A 12388-nucleotide genomic window follows, 5' to 3' on the forward strand; every position below is an offset into this window, starting at 1 on the left:
ATAGCCATACGTTTTGTCGCATCGTAACTAATTGAAATAAAACAAAATACCTAAAAAGGAAAAACATTTATTTTTTTTATACTACTACAGGGGTATAAAGTAATTTTACTGATTTTTAATAAATATATATTTTAAAAACAATATCTTATAATCTTAGTTAATAACCATACTTGATAAATATACTTGTATAGTTATAATGATTTCAAGAGGAATAACGGATTTACAAAAAAATGCAGAAAATTATTGGCTCACAAGGCTTAGAGGACTATACACAATCAAATACAAGGGCAAAATTGACCGATTTAGTTGTGACCCGCAATGATTTTCCTACTGCCAGATATAGCATTGATCTCAATCTTGAGAAGCTTATGTACTGTGCAATGATCATCGTAAGAAAGAATGAGCTTCAAAATAAGACCTCAATTACTCATGACGACTTCATTTATGTGAGTAGCGAAAACTTTGGAGAATTGACTTCCCCAATGGCTAGAAAGGAAGTGCTTACAGCAACAGATAAACGTGAAATTCAGAGAAATGCTGAAACTGCTTTAAAACGTATTTATACAAAATTTGATAACCCAACTATGTTGGTTAAAGATGGGGAATCTGACGAACCTGCTAAAGTTCCGATGATGACTTATTGCCATTATGACAAAGCAACTAAATGTATTAAGGTCAGATTTGCAAAAGAATTTTTTGAATATTTCTATGATCTAGTTAAGAAAGTAGATGAAAAAACTAAGTCATTTAGTAGCCATGAACTGAAGCATATTATCTTATTTAATTCGAGCTATTCCCTTCGTTTGTATAGGATCTTAATGAGCTATATGTGGCGTACATCAGAGGTCACTATTGATCTGGAAGAATTAAGATGGATGCTTGAATGTGAGGATAAATATAAAGAGTTGGCCAATTTTAAAAGCCGTGTTTTGAATGTAGCTCAGGATGAAATTAACGAACTTAGTAATATTAATGTCAGTTTTGAGAACGTAAAAAATGGAAAGGAAGTAGTTGCTATTAAGTTCATTTTTAACTTGAAAACTGAATATAAAGAGCAAGGACACATCAAATTTATAGATAAAATGAAAAAGGGCTATCTGGCTGCTGCAATTCCATTTAGTGATGATGGATCACACTTTAAAGCACCTGATCGTATTAAGCATTTCAAACAACCAGTAAAAGTATCTCCAAAGCAAATCAGCACCTTAGTAAATTGCAAAGAATTTTTACTAGATTATGGATATTTCTTAGGTAATTTAGACGAGGATACTTCTAAGGTAATCATGAGAACTCTATTAACTGAAAAGTTAGATAAGCTTAATGCTCATAAGCCGATAGATATGGATTATTACTTCTGGTTACAGGCAAAACGAGGGATTATTACTAATAGCAATAATGATAAGAAGGACGATCAGGACACAGACTATCAGGATTAATATCTAAAAAGCATACCCACCATATTATCTTAAACAGACTTCGCTAATTTAAGACAATATGGTGGTTCAATTTAAAACCTTCAAAAACTCTTATTAATCTATATAAAAATTATCTTTTCTGTTCGCATCCAAATAGTAAAATTTAATAATTAGCCAGTTAATACCTTAGTCATGACTAAATATGTATGTTTAGCCTAAGTGGAATATTTTACCATTTTTTTAGAATATTAATTTACACCCATATAATAAAAACAATAACTTAATCTTAATGTTTCCCAAAATTTGGCCAAACCTGTAATATTTTGTCAATAAATTTAGTTTGATAAGTTTTAAGTATTTAGTTTTTGCCTTACCTACCCCTAAATTTTTTAGTTTTCTATGCTATCTGGTCGCCACCCATGCGGGCTGGCTTTAGGTATCCCATTTTAGATCAAAGGGGAGCAGTTTATTTTCTACGGTCGCTATTTAAAAAGCACAGCTTTTTAAAGCTCGCTTGAAAATCAACGGTAATCAGGGAGGGAAGGTTTTGCTTTTTCCATAGTTCGCAAAGTAGACACTTTGCTCTGATATATCTTCATGGGATCTAGTGCATCATTTTCCTTAGTCATGACTAAGGGGGAAACAATTTTTCATCTTGCGTCCTTTAAGCTCATTTTAGCGTGTTTTTGGGGTTGGTGTGGGGTATTAGACATAAGGTGAAAAAAGGCTGTCAGCAGCCTAAGAATTGAAAATATAAGCATTATAAAAGCAGACCAGACAAAATAATTAACTACCTATTTTTTATATATTTTTATCATTAAAAAAATTAGTCATGACTAAGTTTTTGCTTGAAAGTCCACAGGTGGACTGATATAATGATTTTATCAGGACGCATCGGGCGACCTGAAATAAAACAGGTATTTAAACATGAAACATTTTTCATCAGTTACATCATTAGACGAGTTAAAACTTCAGTACAAAAAACTAGCTTTTAAAAATCATCCTGATCGTGGCGGTAAAACCGAAGTAATGCAGGAAATTAACAGCGAATATGAACAGCTTTTAAATCGTATTATTAATGAAGCATCAAAAGATCAGTATCAAGACAGTTCCGAAAATGGTCGTGGTTTCTGGTCAAGCCGTTCAGAACATTCTGAAGTTGAGAAAAAAGTAAAACAGGCTATTGATGCAATTATCAATCTGGATGGTTTAGATATTGAAATTATTGGCGTTTGGGTTTGGGTTTCTGGCGACACTAAGCAGCACAAAGAAAAATTAAAAGAAGCGGGTTTTGTCTGGAATCGAGTGCAATGTAAATGGGTGTTCATTGGTAAAAAATCCAATGGTCGGGGCAGAATGACTTTAGATCAAATGCGAGAGTTACACGGCAGCCAGAAAGTTAAAAAAACAAGAATGACAGAAGAAAGACAGCTTTTAACAGCTTAATGAAGAAGTCCCCGAAAGGGGGCTTTTTTTATCAATATTCTTAGTCATGACTAAGATTTCTATTGAATGTCCACAGGTGGACTGATATAATGATTTTATCAGGACGCATCGGGCGACCTGAAATAAAACAGGTATTAATTATGCGAGCTTCAGTAGTAGCAATATTTACAAACTATCCTACAGGTAAACTGGTTCATTTTTGCGGTCATGAGGTTTTAACTGGATCTAACTATAATATCTGGTTTCCAATCTTTGATGAAAAAACACTATTCCAAGAAATTGAAAAAATCATGATGAATTGCCGAGTAGCCCACAATGTTACTCATATTGAAAGAATCAGAAGGGGCAACAATGAAAACGGTTATTTTGAAGATTATAGAATCACTTATAACTTAGCTGTTTAAGGCAAACCTCCCATAATGGGAGGTTTTTTATTGGGGGCAATTTTTTTGGTTTTTAGCTTGTCTAAAAAACATAAAAAATTGTCTATCTGTTCTGCTTTATATACGCTCATTTTGGCCTGTTTAGGTTTGTGCTGGGATAAACTAACTTCATATATAAAAAAGGCTGTCAGAAGCCTAAGAATCGCAAATAAGAACATCTGAAAAGCAGTTTAGCCAGGTATTAAAACAGATATTTTTCTACTCAATTTTCCCTATAAAAAATTAGTCATGACTAAGCTTTTGCTTGAAAGTCCACAGGTGGACTGATATAATGATTTTATCAGGACGCATCGGGCGACCTGAAATAAAACAGGTTAAAAATCATGGAACAATACATTTCAGTTTACACACGTCAGCAAGCCATTGAAGAAGGTTTTCTAGTTGCAATCAATTCTCTTAGTCCTAAATTAGATGGACTTGCAAAAGAACATTATAAGCATCCTATCTGCTTCACTTCTGCGCTTTGGGCGGTAGTTGATAAGGCTGTAAAAAATGAAAAATGGCTTAATGACTTAGAGGGCGTTATTCATGACATTTTATGGATGAGCCGAGCATATAAGACACCCCTAAGCCCTAGTGCGGTACGTTTTACAGTGATTATCACAGGCGCAGGTCGCAAGAGAAATCATATTTTAGAATTGCACGTACATGGTGGAGATCAAGGAGAACCAGTCATAACAATTGGTTATCCTGAAGATTTTTAATTTACGTCCTCCCTTTATGGGAGGATTTTTTTATGATAAAAAACTTAGTCATGACTAAGAAAATGCTTGCAATGTCCACAGGTGGACGTTAGAATATACAGCATAAGGACGCAATAGGGCGACCCTTAATAAGCCATTAAACTAGGTGAAATATGAAAAAAGTTGTTGCTTCAAATCAAAAGGGCGGTGTGGGGAAATCTGCAATCATTTGCCAGTATGCACACTATTTGAATTCTTTGGGCTTACGTGTATTAGTCATTGATCTAGACCACCAGAAAAACACTACAAAAGCCTTGATTACTGGCGGGGCTGTGACTGTAGCTAATGTATCTGCTTTCGACATGCTGACTAAAGAAGATCAAACTATTTCAAATCCTGAAGGCTTTACTTTGGTACAAGCAACACCAGAATTAACAGCTATTGAAAAAAATGGCACTTTGCATAATAGCTTTGCCACCAATTACCAGAAGTTTTTAAAATCAGTTGATTCTTTATTTGATGTTTGCCTGATTGATACCAATCCAAATCCCGACATTCGCCAAGTGGCTTCATTGATTGTTAGTGACTATGTTCTAAGTCCAATTCAGTTGAATCAGGAAGCTATTGACGGCATTGGTGGATTACTGAAGCAGATCCAAGCAATTAATCAAAAGCTAAACCCAAATTTAAAATTAATCGGCATCCTTCCGAATATTGTTGAACCAACTCCATTCCAGAAAGACAACCTAAAAGCTATTGTTCAGCATTTTTCAAAGTACCTGATCAAAAACTCAGACGGTAGCTATGCTTTCGTTAAAAAAACGACTGCAATCGCTGAAGCCCAAGCGCAAGGCATACCAACAAATAAATTGGGTAAAACTAGCGGTTTTACCGCATGGGCTGAATTAAAAACAGTTTTTGAAAGCATTAACAAGTTTATGGAGATTTAAGGAATGTTAGATTTATCAGCTTTGGAAGGTATTGATCTAGGTAATCCTGCACCAGTAGCAGACGGAACACCTAAACAGATTCCACTTACAGATATTCTTGAAGATCCAGATCAGCCGCGTGTCGAATTTCCAGAAGATCAGATGCAAAAAATGGTCGAATCAATCAAGGCTCGTGGAGTTAAAACACCTATTAGTGTTAAACCCCACCCAACAGAACAAGGCAAGTGGATCATCAATTATGGAGCTAGACGTTTTAGAGCTTCAGTGATGGCTGGCAAGGAAACTATCCCTGCTTTTGTTGATAATGATCATGATGATTATGATCAGGTCATGGAGAATAAAGAACGCCTTAACCATTCACCTATTGAGCTTGCACTTTTCATCCAAAAGAAAATTAAGCAAGGCGAGAAGAAAAACGTAATCGCTAAAAAGTTAAATGAAGATCCTGTTTTTATTTCTACTCACCTAGCTTTAGTGGATATGCCAGAGTGCTTATCTAAGGCTTATGATGCAGGTTTTAAATCTCCAAAGACTTTGTATGACTTACGCAAACTTTGGGAATCATTCCCTGAAGAAGTAAACGCTTGGGTGGATGAATCTTTAGAGAATGGTCAAGACATTATCAGATCGAAAGTACAGGCTCTATCTAAAAAGTTAAAAGAACCTAAGCAAGCTGAAGCGACTGAAGCAGATCCAGAATCAGAACCACAGGCGCAAGAAAGCCAAGAGCAAACCGCTATTATTGATGATAATGAATCTTTCAATTTTAATGGGAATGATCAAGCTGAAGCGACTGAAGAACTTGAAGTTAAAAAACTGATGGATCAATCGAACCAGAAAGAGCAGCCAGAAGCTAAAGAAGAAGATCCAGACAAAATCAAAAAACCGCTTTTAGTTGTTATTCATGACGGCAGACAAGCGAACCTGATGCTTAATAAAAAGCCTTCTTCTTTGGGTTTTGCATGGATCAAATACGAAGATGGAACAGAGGTATCCGTAGATTGCAGCAGCCTTGAAATCGAGTATTTACAAGAAGCCTAAACCTACCAATGGAAAAAGACCTTGCTAATGCAAGGTCTTTTTTTGGGCGGGTTTTCCCGACCACCTAGCTTGATTACCCTTAGTCATGACTAAGGAGAAAAGAGGGAAAAAAAGAAGATATATAATCTAGGGCAGGATAGGCAGTAGCCGTTAAAATTGCCATTTTGTCACCCAGTTGATAGAATGGGATAAGCAAAATATTACTTTGCTTATGGAATTAATCATGACTAAAGACAATAAAATCTTTTTCAGAGTTGATCGGGCAGTGCTTGATTGGTGGGAAGCAAAGTGTGAAAAACAGGGAATTAAGAAAGGCGCACCTTTCCAAAAAGCGTTAGAACTTTCTTATCAAAAAGAGAATGATCCAGAATATTCAGGACAAGATTTTTCCTTGAATCTTGAAAAGGACTTAGCCGAAAAAATCTATCATTTAGCTAAGTTTGAAGAAGTAGATCCAGACGACCTGATAAAAAAAATGATCAAGGAAAAGTTATCTGAAATAGAAAAAACGCAAGACGTTATAGATGTATTTGAAAAAACATCACGCAAAGAATTACGGCTTAAACCAAGTTTGATGAAAGCCATTAATGAAAAAGCAGCACAGATCGGCATGAAACCCAATCAATATATCATTTCGGTTTTAACAGCTAATGTCACAAAAGATTCAATATTCTTTAGCCAGGAAGAAGCTCTTAAACTTGGTGAATCAAATAGTCAGCTTTTGGCGATTGGTAGAAACCTAAACCAAATGGCTAAGAATATGAATCAGGGTATTTATGAATCTTACGATAGAGAATTTGTCGAGCGAGTCCATCAGCTAGTAAAAGCTCAAGTTAGGCATGTTTTCACTCTATTAGAGCGCAATAAAAAGAGGTGGGAATAATGGCTAACGGAAGCAGTAAGACTACCAGAGAAGTGCAAAGCACCTTGCTTGCTCATGGTGAGCAGCTACTTAATGGATCTAAAGTTAGGCGTGTTAATCAGACCCAAAGTTTAGATACTTTTTTAAATGACCTGTCTAAGCCTAAAAATGGATCTGGCCATTCAGCTAAATCATCTCCAAATAGCGTTAAAGCAACTTTAGATAGAATTAGTAAAAAGACCCCTGAAGTAATGGTCAAGGTTACTGGTGGAGGTAATTCTATGGGTAAGGTGAAAGCTCACATGGGATATATCACTCGGAATGGACAATTAGAGGGAATTGATCAGGACGGAAATAAAGTTAATGGTAAGGATGATATAGAAGATACTGCTGAAGATTGGCAAATGTCAGGTACACCTATTTCTGATGAAGAATCTAAATATAAGCAGGCTTTTAATATTGTATTATCTATGCCGAAAGGTACGGATGAAAAAGGCGTTTATGATGCTGCAAAAGAATTTGCAGAGGAACATTTTAAAGACCATAAATATATGATGGTGCAGCATACCTTTACCAATGACCCTTCAAAAGATCCAAGTGAAAACCCGCATGTGCATGTTGTTGTTAAAGCTGTTTCTGAAAAAGGTGATCGGTTAAATATTAGGAAGGCTGACCTTCAGGAATGGCGAGAAAGTTTTGCTGAAAAATTAAGATCCAGAGGGATTGAAGCGAATGCGACAAAACGTATAGCTAGGCTTCAAAAAAATAGAAGTGATAAGCAGTCAGTTAAACAAATGAAAGAGCAGGGCAAATCGTTTAAGCGATATGGTAAAAATAAGGCCAGTCCAGAACGTGTCCAGAAAGCTAAACAGCAAGAAAAAGAAGCATTGACGCATTACAAGGAAATTACTAAAGCTCTATCACAGTCACCAGATCCGCAAGATAGAAAACTAGCAGTTGATCTAGTGGACTATTTACGGAAAAAGGTAGAAGTTAAAAAACCAGTGCCACAGCCACAGATTCAACCTAATAAGCTAGATCTTCAACACGGAAAGAACAAGGGGAAAGAGCAAGACCGTTAATAATATAAGGGAAGGATAAGGCGCAATACTGTGCTTTAGTGCCCTTTAAAAATCCTTAATTTTCTGAGTGGGCATACCTAATTTAAACATCCTATTAAGCTCAGAAATTGCATATTTTAAATCTTTTTCAGGTATATGCTTAACATCAAAATATTCAATTTGGCCAAACCTAGCTTTATATAATGCAATTCGTTCTATTCTGTGTCGTTGCATCTGCACTGTTGACGACATAATTCGATCCATTAAATAGAATAAGTAATACGATGTGATCTGCATACTGTCTTTAATCATAAATCCATGATTTTTTGTACTTTTATAGTCATATAGTGTTTCATCAATACAAATATCTGCATCTATCCCACCTAGTGCAACACGGATATTTGCAGAATATCTGGGATTGTATGTGATCAGACTATCAGGCTTAATAAGACCATTCTTAATGAATACATTATCAAAATTTTTGACTAGGGAAGATATATCTTCATAAACCACTTTCTCCGTTGGTTTTAGTATGTCTTTCTTTGTTGCTACTGGTAGAAATCCAGATCGCCATAGATTTTCTAATTTAGCCAAAAGAATAATTCCACCAATAAATTCTTCATTTAGTTCTAAATCGTTTGATTTATTAGCCAGTAGAAAATCTATGTGATTTTGAATTTTTTTATACAATACCAAAATGCTTTTGTTTTTAGTTTCCTCTAGAAAGCTGATAATTTTAGGCTGCTCAAATTCCTTAGCACTCAATTCAGTATTCGTGTAGTACGCACAAATTATTTTAGATAAGTAGTCAAATGCTGTACCAACCAAGCCTGAATCATAACTACTCGTTAATTTATGTTCACTCATAACTTCATAATTAGTAAAAGGAGGAATACCACTGTAAGTTTTGAAATCTTTTTTTTGGGGTGCGACACTTTTTATAATTTCTTTTACTTCTTTGCACTTAGGATCTGAAGATTTCAGTATCGACATTAAAGACATATTTTATACTCTTTATCCATATAGTTACTATTCAAACAATTTTAAAGATATTAAAGACTAGATTGAAAAATCTAAGTTTTTATTCTTTCTAATGCAAATTGAATCTTTTCTTTGGGGCAGTACTGCTTTTGGGAAAATTTTTCCATTACAGCCGACCCAATAATTTTTTTATCTGCATTAAAGAAAAATATCTCTAAGTCATAAGGTACATTGACCATATTAAAACAGGTATAAATCGGCTTGTTCCACGTAAAGACTAACGGCTTTAATGAGGGATTTTCTTTAAAACCTATTTCTTGATCATGTTCCCTATATAGGTACAGAGCTGTTAATTTTTTTCCGTTAAAGCTAAACGTCTTTACTTCTTTATCTTGATCAAAGTAAGGGTTGTAAACCTGTTTAAAGGCCATAACAGACACTACTATTAAAAGAGCTATAAACGCTGCATATTTTAATTTCAATTCCTGTTATTCCTTTTAGCCAGGTGGCAAGTCACATGAAAAAAAATTGTCTTAGTCATGACTAATTATTTAACACTCATAAGTTGATCCCATTTAAAGTAATTGGGAGACAGCTTATTACGTGACATATTCCAATTTCTATCAGGTAGCATACTGGCACCTAATCCTATTTTGCTCTTACCAAATTTATTTTGTATATCATCTAGTGAATCCATAAGTTTATTACTTGATTCTACTTTATCCATGTCCGTGAACAGGTCATAAATATGAGTAGCTTTAGGTTCAAGACAAGTGAGGATCACTCCACATTTTTTGAATCCAATATTCTTCTGATATAGCTGATCAATCATTGATGTAGCAATTTTAGAAAGTAATAAGCTATTGTCTGATGAATCTGGTAAAGCGTAAGACACAGATTTATTATAAAAAGGTTCAGAACTATCGAATGGATTAGATTGAACAAAACAAATAATACAGCCACATAGTAAGTTTTCACTTCTTAAACGACTTACTGCATCCAGGACATAAAGAGTAATTGCTTCTTTAAGATCCTCACGGCTATAAACTTTTTGGCCAAAGGAACGGCTTGCAATTATTTGTTTTTTTGATTTTGGGTTTTGCTCAATTTCAATGCAAGAAATTCCCTGTAATTCTAATGATGTTCTGTGCATGACTATAGAGAATTGATCTTTAATCATTGAGGGTGAAGTGCAAACAAAATCTAAAACTGTATTAATGCTTAGGCTATTCAGCTTTTTAGTATGCTTTCTTCCAATACCCCATACTTCACTAACTTCAATGGTTTGATACAAGCCTTCAATTGAACAATAGTCCATTGAGACAAGGTTACATACACCTTTTAAATAACTATTCTTTTTAGCGATATGATTAGCCATTTTTGCTTCTGTTTTAGTCCGTCCAATTCCAATACAGGCCGGCAAACCTAGCCAACGTAAGAGCCGATCTAGAATTAAATGAGCATAGGCAGTTAAATCATAATTTGAAGCATAGGCAGTTAAATCTAAAAAACATTCATCAATAGAATAAATTTCTTGTTCTTGAGGTGTAACAAATTCAGATAGGACTTTTATAAATCTGCGGGACATTTCCGCATATAGAGCATAATTACTCGAAAGAACTGTGATGTTATGTTGCTCTACAAGATCCTTGAGCTGAAAAAGAGGTACACCCATCTTTATACCTAAATTTTTAGCTTCCTGTGAACGAGCCACAGCACAACCGTCATTATTAGATAATACGATTACTGGTTTATTATTCAGGCTTGGATTAAAGACACGTTCACAACTTACATAACAGTTATTAATGTCTACCAAAGCAAAGATCTTATTTTGATTTTCCATGTAGATTAGACCAATAGGATTAGATTATTTATGTTTCCTAAATGGCTTAATGACAAAGGTCACGACACCCCATATTAATAATTCTTGGCAATCATTAAGGTGAATATCGTCATAATCTGGATTTTCAGCTTTAAGCCAACACTTATCACCTTCAACCATTAATCGCTTAACGGTGAAATCATTGTCAATTAAGGCAATAACAATATCTTCGTGTTTAGCTTCAAGACTACGATCCACTAGAAGCTCATCATCAATTTCAATGCCTGCGTCACGCATGGAAAGAGAAGCAACTTTGACAACAAATGTTGCAGCTTCATTTTTCACAAGGTGTTCATTCATATCTAAAGTTTTATCAATATAATCCTGTGCGGGAGAGGGGAAACCAGCAGCTACTTTTTCAGAAGCCAAAGGAATACGTTTAAATGTTGTAGGATTAATTAAGGTAATAGAAGCCACATCATTGAAAGTAGGCTTTTTATTGCCCGCTAAGAAATTTTTAATCTCTACAATACGCGATTCTGGTACACGCATAGTCTTAGTTGGTTCATTATAAATTGCCTTTCTTCCTGAACCTTTCCTATAACCACCTTTTGTATTCGCATTCATAAAAGCCCATTTGATTTTGTGACAAAATCAAATAATAATACTTAGCCTACAAGATAGACAATTAAATAATGATGAAAGGTATAAGATTTTCTGGCACTGTTGCAAATAGGCTGACATGATAAGCTAAATATCTTATTTATTTCGAGATACAGCAGATGAATCCCTTCCACGGTCGGCACTTTCAAGGTGAAATCATTCTTTGGGCTGTTCGTTGGTATTGTAAATATGGCATCAGCTATCGTGAACTTCAGGAAATGTTGGCCGAACGTGGTGTGAATGTCGATCACACCACGATTTATCGCTGGGTTCAGCGTTATGCTCCAGAAATGGAAAAACGTTTACGTTGGTATTGGCGTAATCCTACAGATCGACATTTATGGCATCTGGATGAAACTTACGTAAAAGTGAATGGCAAATGGGCATATCTATACCGTGCAGTTGACCAACGTGGCCATACTCTTGATTTCTATCTTTCTGCTAGACGAAATACCCATTCAGCTTATTGTTTTCTTGGTAAGATTTTGAATCATGTCAAAAAATGGCAGATTCCACGAGTCATAAACACTGATAAGGCTCATACCTATGGCCGTGCTTTGTCGCGACTAAAACAGGAAGGAAAGTGTCCTGAAGACCTGGAGCATCGACAGATTAAATACAAGAATAACGTGATTGAATGTGATCATGGCAAGCTCAAACGGATCATCAAGGCTACGTTGGGATTCAAGTCTATGAAAACGGCTTATGCCACAATTAAAGGTATTGAGGTTATGCGTGCTCTACGCAAAGGACAAGCTTCATTATTTTATAACGGTAATATTCTAGGAGAAGTTTGGCTAGTAAATAGAGTTTTCGGTCTCTAAGCTTTTTTGAAGGGAAAATCATCGACTCAGATCCCTATTTGCAACAGTGCCAACCCGCGTCCTTTGAGACAACTGAATAAGGTTTCAATTTCCCAGCGTAATGCATAATCCTGAATAGCATTGGCATTAAACTGAGGAGAAACGACGAGTAAAAGCTCTCCATTTTCTAACTGTAGTGCACTTATATATAGTTTCAC

Annotated in this window: 13 protein-coding genes and 1 pseudogene; 9 read left to right on the plus strand and 5 right to left on the minus strand. The window is 35.3% G+C overall.

The window, feature by feature from the left end; genetic code table 11:
• Positions 1–230 precede the first annotated feature (230 nt).
• The 8 genes from A9J31_RS06765 (at position 231) to A9J31_RS06805 (ending at position 7922) form a co-directional block, all read left to right on the plus strand.
• Positions 231–1436 carry a replication initiation protein gene (locus tag A9J31_RS06765; protein ID WP_015060260.1) on the plus strand — a complete coding sequence of 402 codons (1206 nt, stop codon included), beginning with the start codon at positions 231–233 and terminating at the stop codon, positions 1434–1436.
• 906 nt (positions 1437–2342) lie between these two features.
• Positions 2343–2861: a J domain-containing protein gene (locus A9J31_RS06770; RefSeq protein ID WP_015060261.1), complete on the plus strand. Its 519-nt coding sequence runs from the start codon at positions 2343–2345 to the stop codon at positions 2859–2861.
• Positions 2862–2950: 89 nt separating this feature from the next.
• Positions 2951–3265, plus strand: a complete 315-nt coding sequence (locus tag A9J31_RS06775) for a hypothetical protein (RefSeq protein WP_005253311.1) — start codon at positions 2951–2953, stop codon at positions 3263–3265.
• Positions 3266–3627: 362 nt separating this feature from the next.
• Positions 3628–4008, plus strand: a complete 381-nt coding sequence (locus A9J31_RS06785) for a DUF6573 family protein (protein WP_005253312.1) — start codon at positions 3628–3630, stop codon at positions 4006–4008.
• Between the two features lie 152 nt (positions 4009–4160).
• A complete protein-coding gene (locus A9J31_RS06790) occupies positions 4161–4937 on the plus strand; it encodes a ParA family protein (protein ID WP_005253313.1) in 777 nt (258 codons plus the stop codon).
• Positions 4938–4940: 3 nt separating this feature from the next.
• A complete protein-coding gene (locus A9J31_RS06795; protein ID WP_015060262.1) occupies positions 4941–5978 on the plus strand; it encodes a ParB/RepB/Spo0J family partition protein in 1038 nt (345 codons plus the stop codon).
• 223 nt (positions 5979–6201) lie between these two features.
• Positions 6202–6861 carry a plasmid mobilization relaxosome protein MobC gene (locus tag A9J31_RS06800; protein ID WP_015060914.1) on the plus strand — a complete coding sequence of 220 codons (660 nt, stop codon included), beginning with the start codon at positions 6202–6204 and terminating at the stop codon, positions 6859–6861.
• Entirely contained in the window at positions 6861–7922 is a 1062-nt protein-coding gene (locus A9J31_RS06805; protein WP_015060264.1) for a relaxase/mobilization nuclease domain-containing protein, read from the plus strand. Before A9J31_RS06800 ends, A9J31_RS06805 begins: the two co-directional genes overlap by 1 nt.
• Before the next feature lie 45 nt (positions 7923–7967).
• On the opposite strand, the gene A9J31_RS06810 is transcribed toward A9J31_RS06805, so the two are convergent.
• The 4 genes from A9J31_RS06810 to A9J31_RS06825 form a co-directional block, all read right to left on the minus strand.
• Positions 7968–8903: a hypothetical protein gene (locus tag A9J31_RS06810; RefSeq protein WP_015060265.1), complete on the minus strand. Its 936-nt coding sequence runs from the start codon at positions 8901–8903 to the stop codon at positions 7968–7970.
• A gap of 71 nt (positions 8904–8974) precedes the next feature.
• A complete protein-coding gene (locus A9J31_RS06815) occupies positions 8975–9313 on the minus strand; it encodes a DUF192 domain-containing protein (RefSeq protein WP_015060266.1) in 339 nt (112 codons plus the stop codon).
• Between the two features lie 116 nt (positions 9314–9429).
• Positions 9430–10725, minus strand: coding sequence for a Y-family DNA polymerase (locus A9J31_RS06820; RefSeq protein ID WP_067763350.1), 1296 nt, complete (start codon positions 10723–10725; stop codon positions 9430–9432).
• A 24-nt stretch (positions 10726–10749) separates the two neighbouring features.
• The gene (locus A9J31_RS06825; protein ID WP_015060268.1) at positions 10750–11331 is read right to left on the minus strand and encodes a LexA family protein; all 582 of its coding nucleotides are present in this window, start codon (positions 11329–11331) and stop codon (positions 10750–10752) included.
• 155 nt (positions 11332–11486) lie between these two features.
• On the opposite strand from A9J31_RS06825, the gene A9J31_RS06830 reads away from it, so the two are divergent.
• Complete coding sequence (locus tag A9J31_RS06830; RefSeq protein WP_001067794.1) at positions 11487–12191, plus strand: IS6-like element IS1007 family transposase; 705 nt, start codon at positions 11487–11489, stop codon at positions 12189–12191.
• A gap of 44 nt (positions 12192–12235) precedes the next feature.
• On the opposite strand, the pseudogene A9J31_RS15575 reads toward A9J31_RS06830, so the two are convergent.
• Positions 12236–12388 (minus strand): annotated as a pseudogene (locus tag A9J31_RS15575) (IS4-like element ISAba33 family transposase); the annotation flags it as partial.

This window comes from Acinetobacter gandensis (assembly GCF_001678755.1).
GTDB lineage: Bacteria > Pseudomonadota > Gammaproteobacteria > Pseudomonadales > Moraxellaceae > Acinetobacter > Acinetobacter gandensis.